Raw genomic sequence first — 23755 nt, forward strand, 5'->3', positions numbered from 1 at the left:
TTTTTATGAAAAGAGGTTCAGAAGATGAATTGTATTGGAATTATCGGAGCTATGGAAACTGAGGTAGCCAGACTTAAAGAGATGATGGAAGATGTGACAGTGGTCACAAAAGCTTCCATGGAATTTTATCAGGGAACTTTAAAAGGAAAAAAGGCAGTGGTAGTCCGTTCCGGGATTGGCAAGGTGAATGCAGGAATCTGTGCGCAGATCCTGGCAGATGTTTTTCAGGTAGATGCCCTGATCAATACCGGTATTGCAGGAAGCTTGAATAATGATATCAATATTGGCGATATTGTACTTTCTACAGATGTAGTGCAGCATGATGTGGATGCAGGAGCGTTCGGATATAAGAAAGGAGAGATTCCCCAGATGGGACAGCTTTCTTTCCCGGCAGACGCAAAGCTCCGTCAGCTGGCAGCAGATGCCTGCAGGGAGGTGAATCCGGAGATCCAGGTTTTCCAGGGCAGGATTGCTTCCGGAGATCAGTTTATTTGTGATCGGGCAGTAAAAAATGATATCCGTGATACTTTTGGCGCTTATGCAGTGGAGATGGAAGGTGCAGCGATCGGACAGGCGGCATGGCTGAATCAGGTACCTTTTCTGATCATTCGTGCCATTTCAGATAATGCAGATGACAGCACTGGTATGGAGTATAATACCTTTGAAAGGCTAGCAGCTGAGCACAGTGTGCGTCTTACTGAGAAGATCATGGAAACTCTGTAAGAACAAAAAGGGCAAAACAGGTGTGCAGTTCTTTAGGAGGCTATAACCTATTTTGCCCTGTCTGCATATACTGGAACAGACAGGAAAATAAGGGGAAAACCATATGTATCATAAAGAGTTTTATCCTTTTTATACAGCATATGCAGAAGCTGGGCTTTTCGATGGACAAAAGGTACAGGATCAGGAGTTTGAACTGATGAAATCCTATTACCCTTCTGCTGCCAGAAGGGTGCAGGCTCAGGTGGAACAGGAATGTGATCTGATGGATTACGAAGGCAGCAGGATTTATGATCAGTACCCGGATAAACTAATGCTTTACCATATGTGCCGGAAGATCCGTGAAAAGGTATCTGGGATGAGGGAAATGGAGCCGTTGTCCGGAGATTTTCTGGATGATCTGATCCAGGTTTTGCTTTTTCAGGAGATTTCCAGGAGGCGCTGCAGGCGTAACCGGTGCCGGGGAAGAAACACAGCAGTTAATTTTTTTGTAGATGAATCCAAAAAACACAATATATACAATATCAGGGAAAAAAGATATAATAAAAATGATGACATTAGAAGAATATTTAGAGAAACAGATCAATGAATATTTGAAACAGGCGGTGCTCAGTGGAAATCGTAAAGAAGGTGTGGGCACAGTAAAGATCCGTCCGGTAAAGATACGGGAGCAGATCTTTTATCAGGCTTCTGCCATGGAGGGTACAAAGGTGCTCCATAAAAACTATGACAGGGAGCAGGTGATCGCCTATATTAAAGAGGCTCTTGGCAGCGGCTTCGGACAGCTGCAGGCGCAGGGACAGGAATTGGATGGTACAGTTCTTGTAAGTAAAAAAGGAAAGATCACGGTAAAGGCAAAAAGGCATTCTGGTGCAGAAAAGATCCAGATCCAGGCACATAACCGTGTTAAGAAATATATACTTGAGGAAGGAACGCCAGTTCCGTTTCTGGTGGATCTGGGAGTGATGCATCCGTCAGGCAGCATTGTTTTCTCCAGATATGACAAATTCCGTCAGATCAACCGTTTCCTGGAATTTATTGAAGACATTCTGCCTAGGCTTCCAAAGGACAGGGAGATCACGATTCTGGATTTTGGATGTGGGAAATCTTACCTTACTTTTGCTATGTATTATTATCTTCGGGAATTAAAAGGCTATGATGTTCAGATCATTGGCCTTGACCTGAAGGAAGATGTGATCCGGCATTGCAGCCTGCTGGCAGAAGAGTATGGATATGAGAAGCTGCATTTTTATAAAGGGAATATCGCAGATTATGAAGGAGTAACATCTGTAGATATGGTAGTGACCCTCCATGCTTGTGATACAGCCACGGATTATGCACTGGCAAAAGCCGTTGAGTGGGGGGCGCAGGTGATCCTGTCTGTGCCCTGTTGCCAGCATGAGCTGAACCGGCAGATAGAAAATCAGCTGCTGCAGCCTGTACTGAAGTACGGGATCTTAAGAGAGCGGATAAGTGCCCTTCTTACAGATGGGATTAGAGCAAATCTGCTGGAAGAGGCTGGCTATGATACACAGATCCTGGAGTTTATTGATATGGAGCATACCCCCAAGAATTTGCTGATCCGTGCAGTGCACACGGGGAAAAAGCGTGACGGGGAAGCGTTAAAACATATGATGAAGGCTTTGCATGTGCAGCCTTCACTGGAAAAACTGCTTTAATCGGTTTGGTAGGAGAAAAACATGAAGAAATTTTTATGCAGGCTATTGCTTTTACTGCTGGTGTTTGCAGCGGGAGTGGCAGGAACCGCCTTTCTTCTGAATAGTGAGACAACTGATGACCGGTCGGATATGAATAATCCGGTGCTGCCTGAGGTGATGATCGATGTAGGCGGCATATATGCTAACCGGATGTACGGATATGCACAGGAAATGCAGGCCGATTTTACGCGTGACAGTGTGACGCCTTTAGACACATCCAAGGAATTAAAATTTGTGATCAACGGATATGATACAAAGGTATCCAGTCTGGCTTATGAGATCCGTACTTCAGATGGTATGAAGGTGTTGGAGAACCGGAAGATCAAGAATCTGGGAGAAGAGGACGGGTATCTTACTGCGTCTATGACGGTGAACAGCAGTCTTAGGGTGAATCAGGAATATTCTATGCAGATCACATTGGAAACATCCAAAGGGACTGCCTATTATTATACACGTGTAGTATCCAGGTCAGGACTGAATGTGGATCAGTATGTGAAATTTGTTAAAAGCTTTTATGAAAAGTCCATGGACAAGGCTTATGCCGAGGATTTGACCAGTTATCTGGAGCCTGTGGATACTGGCGCTTCTGCTAATTATAATGATGTGAATATTAATTCCACCTTCAATCAGATCAGCTGGGGGTCTTTAAGTCCGCAGATCTACAAAAAAGGAATTCCAGTGATCAAGGATATTAATGAGACAACAGCAAGTATTTCCCTGGAATATCAGATCATGGCAAGGGATGGGGACAGCGCTCCGGAGATTTATGATGTAACAGAGTTTTACAGGATGAGGTACACTTCTTCCAGGATCATGCTTCTGGATTTTGAACGTTCTGCCAGCCAGGTGTTTGATGAAAACAATATAAAGATTTCCCAGGATGGACTTCTTCTTGGTGTCCGCAGCAGGGACGTGGAATATATGACTAATGAAACAGCAGGTGTGGCTGCTTTTGTACAAGAGGGAGACCTGTGGTCTTTTGGCCCTGAAGATGGGAAGACTATCCGTATTTTCAGCTTCCGCAGGGATGAAGGCGATTTCCGTGATGCAAGGAATCAGCACAACATTAAGATCATTCGTGTGGAAGATAACGGTGATGTGGATTTTGTATTGTATGGATATATGAATCGGGGATTGAGAGAAGGCTATAGCGGTCTTTGTGTATATCACTATAGCAGTGATCAGAATGTGGTAGAGGAAAAAGTATTTATCCCCACTACAGAGTCTTATGAGTTTTTAAAGGAAGACCTTGGTACACTGTCTTATGTAAGTAAGAATAATCAACTCTTTTTGCTGTTTTCCGGAAAGCTGTATCGTGTAGATATCGATAAAGGCGACTTTCAGGTTATGGAAGAGCAGATCAATCCTTCACAGTTTGTTGTTTCAGACACAAATGCACATGCTGCCTGGACTATACAGGAAGGGGAAAATGCAGGATGTATCAAAGAAATACAGTTTGACACCCTGGATACCAGGATCCTTACAGGAGCAGCTGGACAGAGCGTAAAGCCGGTAGGCTTTATGAATGAAGATCTGGTATATGGTGTGGTTATGGACGGGGATGCTCTGACGGATGATGACGGCCATGTGACAGAAGGGATCCATACCCTTCGGATTGAAGGCTTTGATGGTGAGATCAAAAAGGAATATCACCAGGAAGGCCTGTACATAACCAATGTGACGATCGGAAGTACACTGATGGAGTTTGAACTTTCTGCCAAACAGGGGAATACCTATGTTGTTCAGAAGAATGATAATATTATGAACAACAAAAAGGCGGGGGAAACTCAGGCTGAGGTTGAACTGGTGTCCAATTCCAGAACAGGCACCCAGGTCAGATTGTCCTTTAGCAGTGCACCTGAGGTTGAGGAGGCACTGGTGGTCTATGCCAAAATGAAGAGCGGGGATGAAAATAAGATCGTTCTGGATACTCAGGTGCCGCAGGATGAGATTTACTATGTTTATGCAAAAGGCGGTCTGGACAGTACATTTACAGATCCGGGTCAAGCCGTGAAGCATGCAGATGACCTGGCAGGCGTGGTATTGAACCGTGCACAGCAGTATGTCTGGGAACGAGGCAATAAAAAGACAAAGATCACGTTGAATATTGAAGATGTGCCGGAAGTGATGCGTACTGGATCCATGGATCTGGCGGCACTGCAGCAAGGCATGGGAGATCAGGGCACAGTGATCGATCTGTCCGGATGTACTTTGGACAGTGTACTGTATGAGGTAAGTGCTCAGAGGCCTGTGATCGCCAAGACGGGAAATAATACCAGCGTGGTGATCATTGGATATGATGAGTATAATACCTGGCTATATGATCCGGCGACCGGTGAGACACAACCTTATGGTATGAATGACAGTACAGCACTGTTTGAAAAGGCTGGTAATATTTTTGTCAGCTATATTGAAAACATAAAAGATCCAACATAATAACATAAAGTTGTTGGAATAAAAAGTAAGCAAAAATAGCAGGAGGGATTTTATTATGCAGAAACAATTAATGGAACTGTTTACACAGATGTATGGAGAAGGTGGAGACATTCGTGGATATTTTGCACCTGGTCGTGTAAATCTGATCGGAGAACATACAGACTATAATGGCGGTCATGTTTTTCCGTGCGCTCTTACGCTTGGTACCTATGGTCTTGCAAGAAAACGTAAGGATAATATACTTCGTTTTTATTCTGCTAATTTTCCAAAGGCCGGCATGATCCAGTCTTCTCTGGAGGAGCTTGTTCCATCTGAAGAGGCTGGCTGGACCAATTATCCAAAGGGAGTTATGTGGACCTTTGAAAAGAGAGGCTATAAGCTGACTTGTGGACTGGATTTTATGATCTTTGGTAATATTCCTAACGGTTCCGGACTTTCATCCTCCGCTTCCCTGGAAGTGCTTACAGGAACTATGTTAAAAGATCTGTTTGGATTTGATGAGATATCCATGCAGGATATTGCTATTATGGGACAGTATTCTGAGAATAATTTCAATGGGATGAATTGTGGGATCATGGATCAGTTTGCAAGTGCAATGGGTAAAAAAGGCTGTGCTATTTTCCTGGATACGAATACCCTGCAGTATGAGTATGCACCGGTAAAACTTCCAGATGCAAAGATCGTGATCACAAACAGCAAAGTGAAACACAGTCTTGTAAGTTCCGCCTATAATGACAGGAGAAATGAATGTGAGACAGCATTAGAAGATCTGCAGAAAGTGATGGATATTAAGACACTGGGAGATTTAACAGAGGCTGAGTTTGAAGCACATAAGGATGCAATCCAGGATCCGGTATGCGTAAAGAGGGCAAAGCATGCAGTTTATGAGAACCAGCGTACCATCAAGGCTGTACAGGCACTGAAGGAAAATAACATCAAAGAATTCGGAAAGCTGATGAACGCATCTCATGTATCCTTAAGAGATGATTTTGAAGTGTCCTGTGAAGAGATCGATATTCTGGTAGATCTTGCGTGGAAAACACCGGGAGTGATTGGATCACGTATCACAGGAGGCGGATTTGGCGGTTGTACTGTAAGCATTGTGGAAAATGACCAGGTACAGGCTTTTACAGAGAACATCGGAAAGGCATACGCAGAAAAGGTAGGCCATGAGGCAGAATTTTATGTAGTGGACATGGGCGATGGTGCCGGAAAGATGGATATAAAAGATATGAATGTACAGGTTGAATGCTAAGGGGTGACGGGAAATGTTAAGTGAGAATATTAAGAAACTGGTACAGTATGGGATTGAAACAGGTTTGACACCGGAATGTGAGCGGATCTATACTACCAATCTTCTGCTGGATGTATTTAAGGAAGACGAGTATACAGAGCCGGAAGAAGAATATAGTAATATTGATCTTGAGCAGGTTTTAAAAGAGTTACTGGATGAGGCAGTTGCACGAGGACTGATCCAGGACAGTGTGGTATACAGGGATTTGTTTGATACCAGGCTTATGAATTGTCTGATGCCCAGACCGGCCCAGGTAAGAAATACTTTCTGGGAAAAATATAAAGAGGATCCGGAGAAAGCGACCGATTACTTTTATAAGCTGAGCCAGGACAGCGATTATATCCGCCGCTACCGTGTAAAGAAGGACCAGAAATGGACAGTGGACAGCCCATATGGACAGATTGATATTACCATTAACCTGTCAAAGCCGGAGAAGGATCCAAAGGCTATTGCAGCGGCCAAGCTGATCAAGTCCAGCAGTTATCCAAAGTGTCTGCTTTGCCCGGAAAATGAAGGATATGCAGGCAGAGCCAACCATCCGGCAAGGGAGAACCACAGGATCATTCCTGTTACCATTAATGATACTCCCTGGGGCTTTCAGTATTCTCCTTATGTATATTACAATGAGCATTGTATTGTATTCAATTTCAGCCATACACCTATGAAGATCGAGAGGAATACCTTTATTAAGCTGTTTGACTTTGTTAAGCTGTTCCCTCATTATTTCCTTGGCTCCAATGCAGATCTGCCTATCGTAGGCGGTTCTATTTTAAGCCATGATCATTTCCAGGGCGGACATTATACCTTTGCAATGGCGAAGGCAGAGATTGAGAAGACAGTGACGATCCCAGGTTATGAGGATGTGGAAGCCGGGATTCTGAAGTGGCCGCTTTCTGTACTGAGGATCCGTCATAAGGATTCTGACAGGCTGGTGGATCTGGCTACTCATATTCTGGATAAGTGGAGAGGCTATACAGATGAAGAGGCTTTTGTTTTTGCACAGACAGATGGCGAGTCGCATAATACCATTACTCCTATTGCAAGAAAGAAGGGTGATCTGTTTGAGCTTGATCTGACTCTTCGGAATAACATTACCACAGAGGAGAATCCGCTGGGCGTGTATCATCCTCATGCACAGTACCATCATATCAAGAAAGAGAATATCGGCCTGATCGAGGTGATGGGTCTGGCAGTGCTTCCGGCAAGACTGAAAGAGGAACTGGAGCTTCTTGAAGAATATATTCTGGAAGGCAAGGATATTGCTTCCAATGAGAAGATAGAGAAACATGCACAGTGGGTAGCTGAGTTCCTTCCTAAATATCCTCATTTGGATAAAGAGAACATCCAGCAAGTTCTGCGTGGGGAAGTAGGACAGGTATTTGTGCATGTTCTGGAGGATGCCGGTGTTTACAAATGTACTCCAAAGGGCAGGGATGCATTCATGCGTTTTGTTCATACACTGTAAGATTTGATGGAAATACTTATGTAATACAAATGTAAAATTTGTTAAACTTTTTTCTGACCTGTGGTTGAAAGTTAAAAATGTTTCAGTTATACTGATACAGAAGCAAGGAATTGTGATGTTGCCGACAGGCGGCATGAGGGTTTATGAACAGAGGAGAGTATATGAAGAATAATAAGCAAAAAAGCAAAGGCCGTTTCCTATGTCTGCTGCTTGCTCTTTTGATGGTATTTATTGATATACCATTTACCGGGAGTGCAGGCAACCTTGGAGCAGCAGAAGTAAAGGCAGATACTTTGCAGGACGGAGATGCTGTTACGATTCGGTTTAAGGATCCTACAGGCAGGAAATATTATGAGGATCTTCAAATTGATACTAGCATAGGCGAGACGGTTACACTTCCGGCAAGAAAGGGGTATCGGTGGAAGCTGTCCGGGAAGTTTCGGTTTAATGGTGCCTCCAAGCTTATTCTTTCCGCTGATGCAGCATGGAGCCGTTATATCAAAGATGGTGTGCTGACTCTTCGGGCAGATAAGTTCTATTATGTGCAGTTTTATAATACCAATGGGACAAGCACCAGGAAGATGAAGGCTTTGAAGAAGATCGTGGTAGCTGGCAGGAAGATCAAGCTTCCCCAGGTGCCGGGAGCGTATGGCTATAACAATCTTGGATGGTCTGTGAAGAAGAATGCAGATACTGCAAAATTTCAGGGTGGACAGGTGATCACTGTAAAGAGGAACCTTAAATTCTATGCAGTCCGTAAAAGGATCGCTACCTCCGCAGTTCTGTTTTATAACAGTAATGGCAAGACAAATGCAGCTTATAAGAAGCTGAACAAGCGTGTGGCTAAGGGCAGTACATTTACCCTGCCGGAGATTCCGAAAGTGACCGGCTATCAGGGAGTTGGATGGACGACGACCCGGGGGGCAGCTGCTCCATTATACAAAGTGGGTGATACAGTAACCATTACCGCCAATACTAAATTCTATGCAGTGAGAGAGAAAGTAGATACTTATACAGTTTCTTTCTACATGTACAATGGCAGAAGCAATGCAGATTACAGGGAACTCCAGGTGGAGGCTGAGAGCGGATCTTATATTACACTTCCGGCAGTTCCTTCAAGAACCGGATATGTAGGTTTGGGCTGGTCTACGGTAAAGAACAGCAGCACATCTGTACTGAAAACTGGCAGCAAATACAAAGTGACGAAAGATGTTAAGCTGTATGCTGTTCAGGAAGCCGGAGTGACAGTGACTCTGTGCAAGAATGATGGATCAGTTTACCGTAAGGTTTCTGTTGGAAAGGGCAATTATCTTACTCTCCCGGCAGTGGCAAATGGCTCTGGTTACACATTCCTTGGATGGTCAAGGACGCAGAGAAAGAGTACAGATCCGGAATTTGAGGCTGCAGGGCGTATCCGTGTAAATGGAGATGTGACTTTATATGCAGTGGTCTTTAACAGAAGTACAGAACCGGATCTTACAGCTGCAGACATGGCGCAGGTGGATTTATGGAAACGTAAATATAAGCAGGTGATCTTTGTAGGTGATTCCAGGACAGTCCGTATGCAGGCAACTCTGAATAGAGAGTTTGGTGCAAGCAGTACGGTAGTATGGAATTCTGAGTTTGTAGCACAATCCGGAATGGGACTTGACTGGCTGAAAGGTGACGGCTATAACCAGATCATGAATATTGTAAATAAGAATAACAACACCCAGAATCCTACAGCAGTGATCTTTAATCTGGGAGTGAATGATCTGTCTAATCTGCCTTCTTATGTGACTTACATGAAGAGCCTGGCCTCTACATTGAAAAAGAAGAACTGCAAGCTTTTCTATATGTCTGTTAATCCAGGCAACAGTAAGATGATGGAGAACACCGGACATGTGGTAAGAAGTGAGGCAGCGGTACGCCAGTTTAATAGCACGATCCGCAGTCAGCTGGCGTCGGATTATACATTTATTGATACCTATTCCTGGCTGTTAAAGAACGGCTATGGCACAAATGCCAGTGGAAGCGGTGTAGATAACAGCGTGGATGATGGACTTCATTATACAACAAAAACCTATAAGAGAATTTATTATCATTGCCTGGAATTTTTGCTTCTGCAAGATGTTCCTAAGTAATGAGAGCTGATGAAAAATGCCCCAAAGCAACGGATGCTTTGAGGCATTTTTTTACTCAAATTAAGTTATGAACTTCTCCAGGATTCTTAAATCCTGGTTTGCATTACCACAGATTCATAACATGCTGCATAAGGAGACTGACCAGTGTAATGCCGCACCAACAGCATGCACCCAGAAAAATCGGTTTGCCTCCCTTTTTGATCAGTTTTACAATGTTGCTTCCAAGACCTATGGCGGCCATTGCCATGATGATAAAGAATTTGCTCAGTTCCTTTAATGGCGCAAAAAAGGATGCAGGAGCACCTAAGCGAAGAGCTATGGTAGTGATCACTGAGGCAAGGATGAACCATAATATGAACATTGGAAAAGACTTTTTCAGGCTGAAACCATTGGAACTGTTACCGGCGGATTTACTGCTTCTGGCACGGATAAGGGCAAGCACCAAAGTGATAGGAATGATGGCAAGAGTCCGGGTCAGCTTTACGGTTATTGCTTTATCCAGCGTCTGAGAACCAAGATTCCACATACTGTCCCAGGTAGAAGCTGCTGCTGTGACCGAAGAGGTATCATTAATAGCAGTACCTGCAAAAATTCCAAAGCATTCACCGGAGGCAGTGTTGAAGCCAATGGCATGGCCAAGTATTGGGAAAAACAGAGCTGCTAGTACATTGAAAAAGAAGATTACAGAAATTGCCTGCGCCACTTCTTCATCATCTGCATCAATAACAGGCGCTGTGGCTGCAATGGCAGATCCACCGCAGATAGAAGACCCTACTCCGATCAGGGTACTGATGTTGGAATCAATATGCATGGCTTTATGTAAAAGAAAAGCAATCAGCAGGGAAGTAGAAATGGTGCAGATGATAATAGGCAGGGACTGGCTTCCGGTGCGAAGTACCACATTCAGGTCAAGGCCAAAGCCCAGAAGGATTACTGCCAGCTGCAACACTTTTTTGGAAGTAAAGGTAATGCCGGTTTTTAGATTCCCGGAAGGTGTCCATACCAGTGCCAGAAGCATTCCAATGATAATGGCGATCACCGGACCGCCTATTACCGGGAATTTTTTGCCGATTAGCCAGGAAGGAACAGCAATCAGCAGGCAGATCAATATGCCGGGAAGGTTTTGCTTTATAGTTTTCATGGTGATTTTGTCTCCTTTGATAAGTTTGATGTGAACCCACGTATGAGCCAGATTCGATTATAAAGGAAAAACAGAAAAATATAAAGAAGAATGTGTGAGAAACTATATACGGAGAATGAATATATCCTGGCAGTTAGAGGGATGCAGACATAGGTTTAAAATCCTACGCATACATTGTAAAAATGATGTACGCGGGGGATTTTTGTGAAAGATTATATTGAAGAGCGTGCAGTGGAACTGGGAAATTACATTGTAGAAAAGAAGGCAACTGTAAGACAGACCGCGAAAAAGTTTGGAATCAGTAAAAGCACAGTACATATGGAAGTAACAATATAGAACGGTTCGTTTGGGTAATAGAATAAGAAAAACCGAGGAGGAACGAACCATGAAGGATTTGAAAACAAGAATTACGGAGAATGGCATTGATTATGTACTTGTCGGGGATTATTATATCCCAGACTTGAAGCTGCCGGAGGAAAAGTGATCTATCGGTAAGTGGGGACGAATGCACAGGGAGTATCTGAAAAAGCAGTGCTACGGTAGATATTCCAGTTTACTGCTGACCGGAAAACTTTGGAGCTATCTGGAGGATTTGGACGAACAAGCGGAGGAACGGTTTACGTGTATTGTTGATCAGATGAAAGCGGCTGAGGGAGTGACGGAGGAATTGAAGCGGAAAGATGCTATGCTTTGGGTACAACGGTGTAATAATATTAGAAACAGAGCAGAAGAAATTGTACTGAACGAAATGGTTTATATTTAGTATGGAGCAGTCAGCCGAAAGGCTGGCTGTTTTTCTTTTCCTAGCGACAGAAAATGATTGACAATGCTATAAGACTGTGGTAGTCTGAAAACAAGAACAGACTACTGTAGTCTTATAGGAGGCGAAACAAGTGACAGAGGAAAATATCAAACTTTTTGATTCGGAATTAAAGGTAATGGATGTTCTGTGGAAGGATGGTGACGTGCCAGCGAAATATGTTGCAGATACTTTAAACAGAGAAGTCGGCTGGAATAAAAACACAACGTATACATTGATTAAGCGGTGTATCAATAAAGGCGCGATTGAACGAACGGAACCGGGATTTATGTGCCATGCGCTTATAGCAAAAGAACAGGTACAGGATCTGGAAACAGATGAACTTATTGATAAGATATATGATGGATCTGTTGACAAGTTGTTTGCGGCACTTCTTGGCAGAAAAAAACTTTCTATGGAGCAGATTAAGAACCTGAAGCAGATCGTCAGTGAATTGGAATGAGGTGATGTATATGAGCCTGCTGCAAATGAGTTTTCTGGGAACGGTTATTATTTTACTTATTGTGGTATTAAGGGCTGTGCTTATCAACAGATTACCGAAGAAAACATTTTTGATTTTATGGTGGATTGCATTAATACGGTTATTAGTTCCATTTTCCATAAAATCAGTCACAAGTATTTATTCTCTGTTGCAGAGTATTTATTCTGATATAAACCCAGTGAGAACGGCGCAAACGACAACATTTTTACCCATTCATGGTAATATGCCTGAGATAGCAAATGGATTATCAGAGGCTATGGTGCAGAGAACAGAATCCATTTCGATTTTGAGTGTAATATGGCTGGCAGGTCTGTTACTTTGTTTTGGATTTTTTGCGGTTTCCTATATAAAATGTTATCGGGAATTTCGATTTTCGCTGCCTGTTGAAAATGATATTTTGGAAGCATGGAAGGAAAAACATCCACTAAAAAGGAGTCTATCCATCCGGCAGACAGAAACCATAGCTGCACCACTTTCTTATGGTGTGATTCGCCCAGTTATTTTAATGCCGAAAAATACAGAATGGAAAAATATTTATCAGCTTCGTTATGTGTTGGAACATGAATATGTGCATATCAGACGGCTTGATATGCTTACAAAGCTGATAATGATTGCTGCAGTATGCATTCATTGGTTTAATCCTCTTGTGTGGGTAATGTATATTCTTTTTAACAGAGATTTGGAATTATCCTGTGACGAAACCGTAGTCCGTAGATTTGGAATGGATATAAAGTCGGTATATGCAACTGCTTTAATATCTATGGAAGAAAAAAAGAGCGGACTGACACCATTATGTAACAGTTTCAGTAAAAATGCGATTGAAGAGAGGATAAGAGCAATTATGAAGATAAAGAAGACATCTAAGTTTGCAGTAATTATAAGTGCAGTATTGGTAATTTGCGTGACAGGTGGATTTGCAACTTCCGCATCATCCTTGGAGAAAAAGACAGAGACAGCGCAAGAAAACGGTGAAACAACAGTTGCTTTAAACGAAGTGAATATCCGGGAAGATGAATCACTTTCAAGTTCGGATGTGGAATGGTGGACAGCAGAAGAGTATGCGAAATGGCTGGACGAGGAAAAAGAAGTTCTGCAGTCTATGATTGGTGAAAAAGCTTATACAGGCGGCGACGGATGGTTTGTATGGACACAGGAAAAGGTAGATGAGACGATTGCACTTTATGAGGATAATCTTCAAAAAATAAAAGATGGGATGAAGTTGTCGAAATCATCTGATGATGCAGTGGGAATTACAATGGCATATTCTCCGGAAAATATAGAATATGCGAAGCAGGAAGCAGAAACGGTCACCGAAAATAAAGACAGTAATGAAAATGTATTCAGCGAAGAACAGCTTTCTGAATATGCAAAAGCGGGAATAACTTACCAGAAAGAAACAGGATTTCTGATGTATGATGGAAAGACCATTGGATATTTCCGGGATGAGTTTAAGCCGGGTACTTATACAATAAGTTCCAAACGTGGAGGTACGCTTCGAGTTGAAGTGCAAAGGGAAAACTATGGCACCATCACAGACGTAAAGGCAGAACCGTTATCAGATGATTTTTGGTCAGAACCGGCGGCATTGGTTGAAAGTTCCGGCGGAGAAGCTGTAACTGCAGATGAAATGAAAGGATCTGTTTTTGAAGAAGGAGGAAGTGAGAACATAGCGGCTGATGACATGGGCGAATATAGCAGTGAAGAGGGAAAAGGTCTTAATATTGCTGTTCCACAGGAGTATGCTGATTATGGAGTATCCTGTGATGCTCAAGGAAACTGGGTTTATAATGGTAAGATTATAGCAGATTTATATGATGAGGGAAGGGGAATCTTTTCTAACAGCAACGGCACTATGTACATTGAAGTAACGAGAGACAAAAGTGGAAAGATTAGCAGCTTTCAAAAAGTAAGCAAAAATAGAATGCAGGAATTATTTACTGAATTTAATCCGGAAACGGAAACATTTGCGGAATATAATTCAGAGGCGAAGCATTAAGTTAGTGCTAAATGAAACGAGGATGATTAAGTGGGAAAAATATTGCTGGTATCATTCGAGGGAGATGAGGAAGAGTTGGTAAATTCTGTTATTTCCGTGTTAGATTCCGGCAGAGAAAAATTCCTTTTTCAGGAAATACAACTTCAATCGAAAATAAGGCATAAGGGTATAGCGATTGATTTGAAACGGAGGGAAGTTGTTCGTGATAATAGAAAAATAGAATTAACTTACACCGAGTTTGAAATCCTGCAGTTATTAGCACAAAATCCAGGAAGAGTATTTAGTAAAGAACAGATTTATGATATAGTCTGGAAAGAATCCTATTTTGGCGATTACAATATAGTAATGAGCCATATCAGTCATATTCGTGAGAAGATAGAAGATGATCCGGGTAACCCGGTATATATTCAAACCGTCTGGGGTGTAGGATACAAGTTCAATGAGAAGGCAGGCAGCGAGTAAATTCGCTGCCTTTCCTTTACAGGGATGGATTCAGATTTTGCTGAGTTTTAAGATAATATTGCTCTGCTGATACAACCAGTCTGTGAATTCTGTCGGACTGGTTGCTCCTGCCTTTACAGCTTTCTTACGCTGCAGAGCTTCTTTCTTAAAAAGGTCAAACGCATTTTTCATTTCTTCCAGGCGTTCAATCGGAAAATTAGCAGTTTTTTTGGATTTATTGATTTTATTACGCCAATTCTGGCATTCATTTTTATAAAGCAGATCATAGTTGTTTTCTCTGGCTCGTTCATCAAACTCCCTTTTGTTTTGAAGTGCCTGTGCTTTACGGCACTTATCACTGCACAGTTCATAACGCTGGCTTTTTGCCAGAAAATATTTTCCACAGACTTTGCACTGACGGAAACAAAGGCCCCAGTCATTCAGCCGATTCAAGTAATAAGTGATAAGCGGATAAAAAGAGCTGTAGGCAGCTACACATTCTGTTCTGCGCCTATTATCCGGAAACCAAAGCTCAAGTCGGGTAATTTCAGCAGGAGTGTTGCGGAAATAAAGACTGCCAGTATGAAAACGTTCTGGTTTTCCGGTATCAGAATTAAAATTCATGACATTTTCTGTTTGGAATGCCTGAGTCAAAATTTGCATTTTTTCTATAAAACGATCACAGGCAGTATTACGGTCACGATATTCCCTTGTAACAAGATATTCATTCCAAATACGGAATGCAGCATATATTCTCACCGGATCGTCGGTGAGATATTTTTTTGCCAGAAAATCAGCAGAGGTCTGTTCCAGTGCAGGCTGTTTCCAACGGTTAGTGTGCAATGCATCACGTAGAGGAGCGAGTCCATATATATTCCAGTTCTTCTCTTTATCATATTCAAAATCTATCAGAAAACGTCCGAGAGGGCGCGTTATATCATGCATGACATCGTTATCTTTATTTCCGTCCAGTCGAAAACGGATTTGCTGTTCTGTTCCGATTAAAATTCGCTCCTTCATTTTGTCTCTATCTAATGCCAGAACGAAGAGGATGTGGTCGTAGCAAGGTTCTTGCCTTATAAATTGATAAGCCATTTCTATTTGCTCCTGTTTTGTATGGTAATTTTAAAAAATATAATATTAGTTACATTTATGGTATCGCTAAAGTATTGAAAAGTCAAGATGAGATTGATAAGATACGATTGCATGGTAATTTCGTACTATGCAGTGTATTTTGACAACTTTATGACCGTCTAACCTGAGATAAACCGCCATGACCTTCGATAAAAGAAGTGAGCGCATCCGAATGGATGACGTGTTGTATGCCTTGACAGCAGTATGACTCAGGAAACAGGAAAGATAAAACGGCAATGAGAAGCTAAAAAAATGAGATCAAAAATGGAGGAACAACATGAGTGAAAATAAGAGATTAAACAATTATGATGAACTGCCTCTTGTACTGGATGTGGCTGATATTCAGCGGATTATGGGGATTTCCAGAGTAACGGCTTATGAACTGGTTCATACACCCGGTTTTCCGGCATTTCGAAGCGGCAGATTAATTAAGGTTAGTAAAATTGCTTTTTTCGAATGGATGGCAAAGGGGAATGGAAGGGTGCCGGAGAATAGTAACTAAATCTGGAGCAGAGCGGAGAGCGAAGTCTTTTGTGCAGGTTAAGGGCGGCAGCCATTGCCCAGTGAGTTGATGCGTGCGTCTACTCGTACTGGGTATTACCTGACGCAAATTCACGCAGGTTTGCAGCTTCGCTGCCTTATTTAATTTGGAAAAACGTGAAAAAGGAGGGCAAGAAAATTATTGAAAGCAACAAGACACAATGGACGCTCCGGGAAAAATGGCACTTATAATCCCAGGCATAATGATCGCCGTTTCGACTTGGAAAACAGTGAACATATTGATGCTGGAAGAGTCAGAGAAAATATTTACTGGGACTGTTACCGTGGCTATACCACAATGCAGAACAGGGAAGAAGATTCTCAGGATATCAGTTTTGAGAAAATTGAATGTACTTTTTATCAGGAACATTATGGAAAATATATAGAAGCGCAGAATGAAAGAAATGCAAGAACCCGTCATACAGAGCGTAACCGATCTGTGGAAGATTTACTAAAGAACAATAAAACCTGTCCAGAGGAAACTATTTTTCAAATAGGAACAGTAGAAGAATCTGTTTCCTATGAAATATTACTTGCGGTCATACAGGACTTTACAAAGCAGTTCACAAATCGGTTCGGTTCTCATGTCCATATTCTGGACTGGGCACTGCATTTGGACGAAGGAACGCCGCACATTCATGAACGTCATGTTTTTGATTGTGAGAATAAGTACGGGGAAATCTGTCCCCAGCAGGAAAAAGCACTGGAAGAATTAGGGATTGCACTTCCAAAACCGGATAAACCTAAAGGCCGCAATAATAATCGAAAGCAGACTTTTGATGCTATTTGCCGGACAATGCTTTTTGATATAACTCGAAAATACGGGTTGCATCTGGAAGAAGAACCGTCTTATGGAGGGCGAGATTATCTTGAAAAGCAGGATTATATCCTGTTTAAGCAAAAGGAACAGATGAAAAACCAGACAGAAATACTGGATACACTTACTTTGAAAATTGAAGAAGTAGAAGCTTTGATCGATGAAGTTTCAGATATTGCTTACGACAAAGCTGTGGAGGTTGTGACGGATGAGGTTAGAGTGGAAACCCATAAAGAAGACATTCGTCTGGTAGAACAGTCAAAGGCGTGGGTGCTTTCCCCTGAGCGCAAGGCTTCCCAAAAAGAAAGAACTTATGCTGTAAGTCGATTGGACGGAGTAATTACCAAAATTACAAAAGCTATGCAGACAGCAGTTAAAACAATCCAGACCACGCTGATAAAACCGGAAGTCAAAAAGGTGAATACCGAACAGATTAAGAAAAAAGCCAGAAGTTCCATTCTGGATAGGCTGGCAAAAGCAAAAATTACTGCGGAACAGGAGAACCGAGAGCGATGGGAACACGAAGGAAGAACTAAATTGGGAAGGAACGATATGGAGTTGTGATGTAAAGAAAAGAGGAAAAGGATGAATATATTTGAAGCAGTTAAACAGTCTGTGACTACCCGGCAGGCTGCAGAAAGCTATGGAATACGGGTAAACAAGAATGGAATGGCGGTCTGTCCATTTCACCGTGACAAGAATCCAAGCATGAAAGTGGACAGGCGTTTTCATTGTTTCGGATGTCAGGCAGATGGGGATGTGATTGATTTTACGGCACACTTGTACAATTTAAAACCAAAAGAGGCGGCAGAGAAATTGGCAAGAGATTTTTCTATACATTATGAGAACATGGGGCACAGCCCGCCACAGAGAAAACAAATCAAACGACAGCTAACACAGGAACAGAGGTATCTGCAGGCAGAAAATAGATATTTCCGTGCACTGGCAGATTACCTGCATTTGTTGAAACAGTGGAAAGAAGAGTGTGCTCCGAAACAGGTGGAAGATGTCTGGCATCCGCTGTTTATGGAGGCATTGGAAAAAATATCAGAAACAGAGTACCTGTTGGATACATTATTATCAGGCACATTAGAAGAACGAGTTGCCGTAGTGGTGGCTCATGGGAAGGAGGTGACAGCAATTGAACAGAGAATTTCAGACTTTATCACCACAGACACGACAGGAATTGTGCGAAGTGATGGATATAATGGAAGCGGAGTTGACAGTAGAGGAAATCAGAGAACAACTGGAAATGACACAGAAGGGTGCTGTGAAAAACAATCGGCATAACTGTAAACTAATTTTAGAACATGATCCTCTGTTAAAAGGTGTATTCCGGTATAATATTTTGACTGAGCAGACAGACCTTGTAAAACCTGTGTGGTGGGAACGGATAAGCCCGGCATTCACAGATATGGATTTGAACTATATTATGCTTTATCTGGAAGAAACGTATGGTTTGACGATGGATAAGGTTGTGCAGAAAAGTATTGTCCATCAGGCGGATCGGAACAAATATCATCCTGTCCGGAATTATCTGAATAGTCTGCAATGGGATGGACAGGAGCGTATCCGCTATGTGCTGCATCATTTCTTGGGCGCACCTGTGGATGAGTTGACCTATGAAAGTATGAAAATATTTTTGCTGGGAGCTATTGCCCGTGCGTTCCGCCCTGGAATTAAGTTTGAATATATGCTCTGTCTGGTCGGTGGTCAGGGCGTAGGAAAATCTACATTTTTTCGATTCATGGCAGTAAAGGATGACTGGTTCACCGATGACATCGGCAAACTGGATTCGGAAAAAGTTTATTGTCAGCTTCGTGGTCATTGGATGATTGAAATGTCTGAAATGGTCGCAACGGCACGCTCTAAGAGTATTGAGGAAACAAAGAGCTTTCTGAGCAGGCAGAAAGAGACTTATCGGGATTCTTATGCAGTATATGCTCTTGATCGTCCGAGGCAATGTGTATTTGGAGGAACATCCAATATAAAGCGATTCCTGCCTTTTGACCGTACCGGAAATCGAAGATTCGTTCCGGTTCAGACGAACCGGGCAGAGATGGAGGTTCATATCCTCGAAAATGAGAAGGAATCCAGACAGTATATTGATCAGGTGTGGGCGGAAGCAATGATGTTGTACCGTAATGGGAATTTTAAATTGGCGTTTTCAAAGGAAACAGAAGCACAGCTTGATAAATTGCGGCAGGAGTTCATGGCGGATGATACGGAAGCCGGAATGATACAGGCATGGCTGGATGAACATGAGGATAGGAAAGTCTGTTCATTGATGCTGTTTAAGGAGGCACTGGACAATCCTTATATAAAGCCGAAGAAGGCGGAGACAGACCGCATCTGTGAAATCATGAATACAAGCATTGTGGGTTGGAAACAGGGTACGATGACAAGGTTCAAGGATTACGGTACACAGCGTTCGTGGGTATGTGTAAACGAAAACTGTAAACGAGACACAAAAGACTTAAAAAATGAAAATGACTGGTACCCGGTTACTGAGGAGGAAGCCCGGCAGATGGAGTTACCCTTCCGGTAAAACGCCAGTCAGGTTTACGGTAGTTGGCGTGTTGTTTACGCTTTTATCTATGGTTATTGCTTTGACTTGTAGAATTTGTAAACAATAAACAGATATATAAGAGTAATTTGGTATTGAGGAAAGAAAACTGAAAAAACAAAAAGAATTAGATTTTTTGGAGTTTGTTTACAGCGGTGGTTTACAACAGGGATGCCCCTTTGACCGGCATCTATTTAAGTTGAACAGGAATAGCATTTGGCAGGACTATTTCAAAAAACATTTTCATAGTTATGGACAAAGACATACGGGAGGAGGTGGAAATTCCGCTATGAAAAAGAGAAAACTTAATTATCGATTCCATAATCCAAACACAGCGGAAGTAACCGCCGACTATCTGTTAAAGATATTGATTGAAGCAAATGCAAGTAAGGTGGAACAGGCAATACAAGAAGCAGCGGATGAGCTTCCCAATGAACCAAAACATGATGGAGGGTGTCCTGCGTAGCGCGTGGGATGCCTTTTATTTTTTTGCTATTGCTTGTGTTCTGTCTGAAAATCAGTTAAAATTAGTTCTAGAAAGTCATAGATTAGTCATAGAATTTAGTCATAGAAAATTTTGAAAGGCGGAAGAATATGATATATACGGATAGCCAATTAAAAGAAAAGATTGTTCGCATGATAGAATCTTTTGAAAATGAAGTTGTAGAATTTAAAGAAGCACGCACAAATTATTCGTTTAATGACATTGGTAAATATTTTTCTGCACTTAGCAATGAAGCAAATCTTCGGGGATTACAGGAGGCGTGGCTGATTTTCGGAATTTCGGATGATAAACGATATGTAGGAACGGAATTTCGGAAACAGGGAAGTCTGCAAAGTTTGAAAAAGGAAATCGTAAATGGAACCAATGAACGATTGACATTTCTGGAGATATACGAACTGACAATGGAAAAATGTCGAGTGATAGCATTTCAAATTCCTCCAGCTATTAGGGGGATTCCGACAACATGGCAAGGGGCAGCGTATGCCAGAGAGCATGAATCTATATCACCGCTTCCGATGAATAAAGTAGATCTACTTAGAAGTCAAATAGGAATGGATTGGTCAAAAGAAATTGTAGAAGATGCAACGATAGAAGACTTGGATGAAGAAGCGATTAAAAGAGCAAGAGAACTTTTCTCAAAACGTCAGAGTGATCGAAAAAAAGCACAGGAAGTTTTAAAGAAACTGTCTGATATTGAGGTTTTAAATAAAGCTGGTATTACAATAAAAGGAAAAATCACCAGAACGGCATTATTGTTATTAGGAAAAAGTGAGGCTAAATATTTCTTTGATGGCTTTATTCCTAGAATTACCTGGACACTTTATAATGCAGATAATTCGGTAAAAGCTTATGAACATTTTGATATACCGATGTTAATGGCAGTGGATAAGGTATATTCCAGGATCAGAAATGTAAAGTATCGTTATATTGCCGGACAGCAGACTTTGTTTCCGGATGAAGTAGATCAATATGAACCAGAGCTGATCAAAGAGATTATTAATAACTGTATTGCTCATCAGGACTATCGCTTGCGTGGAAAAATCAACGTAGAGGAATTTGAGGACAGACTGGTATTTATCAATGAGGGGGCTTTTATACCAGAAACTATTGAACAAGCACTGGAACCGGGATATAAACCACCGTATTATCGAAATGTGTTTTTGTGTAACGCAATGGTAAATCTGTATATGATTGATACAAATTCAATGGGAATACCAATGATGTATCAGATACAGCGTGATAAATGCTTCCCATTGCCGACATATGATTTGAACACAATTAATAGAGTTACAGTGACTGTGTACGGAAAGATATTGGATAAGAATTATACTCAGCTTTTATATTCCAATGAAGATTTAGATATGAGAACTGTATTTTTGTTGGATAAAGTTCAGAAACAGGAAGTAGTTTCTAAAGAAAGCTTTAAGGATTTGAAGAAAAAAGGTCTTGTGGAAGGACGTTATCCTAATGTTTTTGTATCTTTCAAGGTGGCAGATATTGTCGGACAGAAAGCTGCTTATGTTCGAAATAAAGGGTTAGATGATGATATTTGCAAGCAGTTAATTATAAAAGCACTTCAGTCAATGGGAGAAGCCAGCAAAAGAGATTTAATGGAAGTACTGGAAAAAGCATTGCCAGAAGTACTTAGCGATGAACAGAAATCGAAGAAGGTTTCTAATTTGTTACAGGCAATGAAAAAGGATGGAATTGTTGTTACAACAGGAACTAATAGGTATGCAAAGTGGTACTTGATAAAAAATGATTGATTTACAAAAATGCGAGGGGGATGAAAAATGAAATATATTACACAAGATTGGACATCTACTAAGGATGGATATTTATTTTTTGTTCAAAGACTACAAGAAATGTTGTTTCATTATTCAGATGATATTGTTAAAGCGCCTGTTCATAATACACAAACATTATTAGAAGAATATGTTGATACTGAAAAAGATGTGGTGAAAGGGAGTATTAAGCAATATCAATTAGATATAATTGCAAAAGAGATTAAGTCGAGTTTAATGACAGACGTTATTGTTCGAGAGTTGTATAAATATGAAGTTATTGAAGAGATGGCAAAATTTTTAGATAAAGATCAAAGAACAGCGGTACATTATATATTCAATAAGATACCAAAGAAAAAGTACTATGAAATATGTTGTAAATACTTGAAAGAAAATTTGTCGGAATCAAACCGTAAAACAGAAATTGAAAAAGGACTTCGTGCTTGGCTTGCTTTTTTGCTATGGCATGGATATTCATCGGAATATATATATAGATTCCTGAGAAATATATTTGAGGAAAGTATAAATGATCCAGAAAAAAAGCACAGATTTTTTTGAATAGGTTTGATTTTGAAATTGGTAAATACAAAGTGTACTTTGTTTTTTATGAAAAATTAAAGCCATATCAAAAGTTGTTAAATGAAAGATTGCATATTTCGTTTGAAGATGATGGTTGCTTTAAACAGATTAAAAGAAAGCAAAAGTCCTTTATAGGGGTTATGGAAACAAAGGCATATGATAATTATTCAGCAATGAAACGAGCGTATTCTGCATTAGAAATTTTTTTGAGATATTTAGAAGTTTTTTTGAATGATAATATCAGTGTAATAGGTAAAAACGGATTGGTAATTCGACAAGATACCCAAGAGGGAATAATTCTTCCCGTAAAAGCGTTTGGGTATAAAAGTATCAAGCCTGAGCCACGAGAAAATTTTAAAACTGAAATAGATACAATTGTTTTGGGATGCCAAGAAAAAGGAAAGGAAACTTATTCTCAGCTTAATAAGATTGTTGATTTGCATAATGCGGCATTAAATCAACAAGACTTAAATGATGCATTTCTTAATTTGTGGTCAGCGTTGGAGGTTGCAAGTGTTACAGATAGTTCAAAATCCAAAATTGAAAGCGTTACTGATAATATAGTTTCCATTCTACAAAATGACTATTTCGAATGCATATTTTCTAATATACTTGACGATTTGAAAAATAATTTAGGTAATCGAAAAGTAAGTTTGTTGCTTAAAGATATAACAGAATTCGATAAAGAGATTTGTAAAATCGCAGGCTTTATATTTCTTGAAAAATATGAGAAATATCGAGAAGATTATTTTGCGAATGAGCTTAAGTATTATCCCAATATACGTTATAAAATATATAACTTATATGAGCAAAGAGAAAATCGCGAAAAATTATGGCATCTTTCCGAAAAGTATTGTCAAAGAATTGAATGGCATCTTTATCGCTTATATAGGCTTAGAAATGCTATTGTTCATGCAGGGGAAAGCCATAAACGAATACAAATGTTAGGAGAACATTTGCATATCTATGTGGATCGTGTAATTCTTGAGTTGATGGTTAAATTAGCAAAAGATAAATGCCTTGGGACGATACAAGATGTTTTTACAGATACATATTTGTTATTGAATAAAAAGAAAAAAAATTTAAAAGAACCAGGTAATGTTGATGAACAATCCATTATGCTATTGTTAGAAAATTTTTTTATCGAAGAGTAATGCATATAAGGAATATTCTGAAGAAAGGGTATTCCTTATTT

The 23755-nt window shown here is 40.9% G+C and carries 20 protein-coding genes and 2 pseudogenes; 20 read left to right on the forward strand and 2 right to left on the reverse strand.

Going from position 1 to position 23755, the window contains the following annotated elements:
• Positions 1–24 precede the first annotated feature (24 nt).
• The 7 genes from AB5916_RS04595 to AB5916_RS04625 all read left to right on the forward strand — a co-directional run bounded on the left by AB5916_RS04595 (position 25) and on the right by AB5916_RS04625 (position 9756).
• Positions 25–723 (forward strand): 5'-methylthioadenosine/adenosylhomocysteine nucleosidase, encoded by a 699-nt coding sequence (locus AB5916_RS04595; RefSeq protein WP_368189459.1) that lies wholly within the window; start codon positions 25–27, stop codon positions 721–723.
• 103 nt (positions 724–826) lie between these two features.
• A complete protein-coding gene (locus tag AB5916_RS04600; protein WP_244092944.1) occupies positions 827–1309 on the forward strand; it encodes a hypothetical protein in 483 nt (160 codons plus the stop codon).
• Positions 1269–2399, forward strand: coding sequence for an SAM-dependent methyltransferase (locus AB5916_RS04605; RefSeq protein WP_368189461.1), 1131 nt, complete (start codon positions 1269–1271; stop codon positions 2397–2399). Before AB5916_RS04600 ends, AB5916_RS04605 begins: the two co-directional genes overlap by 41 nt.
• A gap of 21 nt (positions 2400–2420) precedes the next feature.
• Positions 2421–4874: a hypothetical protein gene (locus tag AB5916_RS04610; protein WP_368189463.1), complete on the forward strand. Its 2454-nt coding sequence runs from the start codon at positions 2421–2423 to the stop codon at positions 4872–4874.
• Positions 4875–4929: 55 nt separating this feature from the next.
• Positions 4930–6129 carry a galactokinase gene (locus AB5916_RS04615; protein ID WP_368189465.1) on the forward strand — a complete coding sequence of 400 codons (1200 nt, stop codon included), beginning with the start codon at positions 4930–4932 and terminating at the stop codon, positions 6127–6129.
• A gap of 13 nt (positions 6130–6142) precedes the next feature.
• Entirely contained in the window at positions 6143–7633 is a 1491-nt protein-coding gene (gene galT / locus AB5916_RS04620; RefSeq protein ID WP_368189466.1) for a UDP-glucose--hexose-1-phosphate uridylyltransferase, read from the forward strand.
• A gap of 161 nt (positions 7634–7794) precedes the next feature.
• Positions 7795–9756, forward strand: coding sequence for an InlB B-repeat-containing protein (locus tag AB5916_RS04625; protein ID WP_368189468.1), 1962 nt, complete (start codon positions 7795–7797; stop codon positions 9754–9756).
• A gap of 103 nt (positions 9757–9859) precedes the next feature.
• On the opposite strand, the gene AB5916_RS04630 is transcribed toward AB5916_RS04625, so the two are convergent.
• On the reverse strand, positions 9860–10897 hold the full coding sequence (locus AB5916_RS04630) for a YeiH family protein (RefSeq protein ID WP_368189470.1): 1038 nt from the start codon (positions 10895–10897) through the stop codon (positions 9860–9862).
• A gap of 204 nt (positions 10898–11101) precedes the next feature.
• Here AB5916_RS04630 and AB5916_RS04635 point away from each other — a divergent pair.
• The 5 genes and pseudogenes from AB5916_RS04635 to AB5916_RS04655 form a co-directional block, all read left to right on the forward strand.
• Positions 11102–11227 (forward strand): annotated as a pseudogene (locus tag AB5916_RS04635) (sporulation transcriptional regulator SpoIIID); the annotation flags it as partial.
• A gap of 55 nt (positions 11228–11282) precedes the next feature.
• Positions 11283–11660: pseudogene (locus AB5916_RS04640) on the forward strand (TnpV protein).
• Between the two features lie 130 nt (positions 11661–11790).
• Complete coding sequence (locus tag AB5916_RS04645) at positions 11791–12159, forward strand: BlaI/MecI/CopY family transcriptional regulator (protein WP_008707144.1); 369 nt, start codon at positions 11791–11793, stop codon at positions 12157–12159.
• Positions 12160–12184: 25 nt separating this feature from the next.
• Positions 12185–14194 carry a M56 family metallopeptidase gene (locus AB5916_RS04650; protein WP_118045006.1) on the forward strand — a complete coding sequence of 670 codons (2010 nt, stop codon included), beginning with the start codon at positions 12185–12187 and terminating at the stop codon, positions 14192–14194.
• 39 nt (positions 14195–14233) lie between these two features.
• Positions 14234–14656 carry a winged helix-turn-helix domain-containing protein gene (locus tag AB5916_RS04655; protein WP_368189607.1) on the forward strand — a complete coding sequence of 141 codons (423 nt, stop codon included), beginning with the start codon at positions 14234–14236 and terminating at the stop codon, positions 14654–14656.
• A 30-nt stretch (positions 14657–14686) separates the two neighbouring features.
• Here the strand turns inward: AB5916_RS04655 and AB5916_RS04660 are convergent, their stop codons facing one another.
• Complete coding sequence (locus AB5916_RS04660) at positions 14687–15730, reverse strand: DUF6076 domain-containing protein (protein WP_368189472.1); 1044 nt, start codon at positions 15728–15730, stop codon at positions 14687–14689.
• A gap of 316 nt (positions 15731–16046) precedes the next feature.
• On the opposite strand from AB5916_RS04660, the gene AB5916_RS04665 reads away from it, so the two are divergent.
• From AB5916_RS04665 to AB5916_RS04700, 8 genes are all read left to right on the forward strand, one after another.
• The gene (locus tag AB5916_RS04665; protein ID WP_008707138.1) at positions 16047–16271 is read left to right on the forward strand and encodes a helix-turn-helix domain-containing protein; all 225 of its coding nucleotides are present in this window, start codon (positions 16047–16049) and stop codon (positions 16269–16271) included.
• Positions 16272–16451: 180 nt separating this feature from the next.
• Entirely contained in the window at positions 16452–17690 is a 1239-nt protein-coding gene (locus AB5916_RS04670) for a hypothetical protein (protein WP_022388633.1), read from the forward strand.
• Positions 17691–17711: 21 nt separating this feature from the next.
• The gene (locus AB5916_RS04675; RefSeq protein WP_022388632.1) at positions 17712–18416 is read left to right on the forward strand and encodes a CHC2 zinc finger domain-containing protein; all 705 of its coding nucleotides are present in this window, start codon (positions 17712–17714) and stop codon (positions 18414–18416) included.
• Positions 18325–19674 carry a virulence-associated E family protein gene (locus tag AB5916_RS04680; protein ID WP_227226691.1) on the forward strand — a complete coding sequence of 450 codons (1350 nt, stop codon included), beginning with the start codon at positions 18325–18327 and terminating at the stop codon, positions 19672–19674. The genes AB5916_RS04675 and AB5916_RS04680 overlap by 92 nt, the downstream gene beginning before the upstream one ends.
• Positions 19675–19981: 307 nt before the next feature.
• Complete coding sequence (locus tag AB5916_RS04685; protein WP_171030313.1) at positions 19982–20158, forward strand: hypothetical protein; 177 nt, start codon at positions 19982–19984, stop codon at positions 20156–20158.
• A gap of 128 nt (positions 20159–20286) precedes the next feature.
• Entirely contained in the window at positions 20287–21963 is a 1677-nt protein-coding gene (locus AB5916_RS04690; RefSeq protein WP_117593511.1) for an RNA-binding domain-containing protein, read from the forward strand.
• 27 nt (positions 21964–21990) lie between these two features.
• Positions 21991–22539, forward strand: a complete 549-nt coding sequence (locus AB5916_RS04695; RefSeq protein WP_117943763.1) for a hypothetical protein — start codon at positions 21991–21993, stop codon at positions 22537–22539.
• Entirely contained in the window at positions 22536–23714 is a 1179-nt protein-coding gene (locus tag AB5916_RS04700) for a hypothetical protein (protein WP_117943764.1), read from the forward strand. The genes AB5916_RS04695 and AB5916_RS04700 overlap by 4 nt, the downstream gene beginning before the upstream one ends.
• The last annotated feature ends 41 nt before the right edge of the window (positions 23715–23755 follow it).

Source organism: Blautia sp. 1033sp1_1033st1_G9_1033SCRN_220408 (assembly GCF_040929965.1).
GTDB lineage: Bacteria > Bacillota > Clostridia > Lachnospirales > Lachnospiraceae > Blautia_A > Blautia_A ammoniilytica.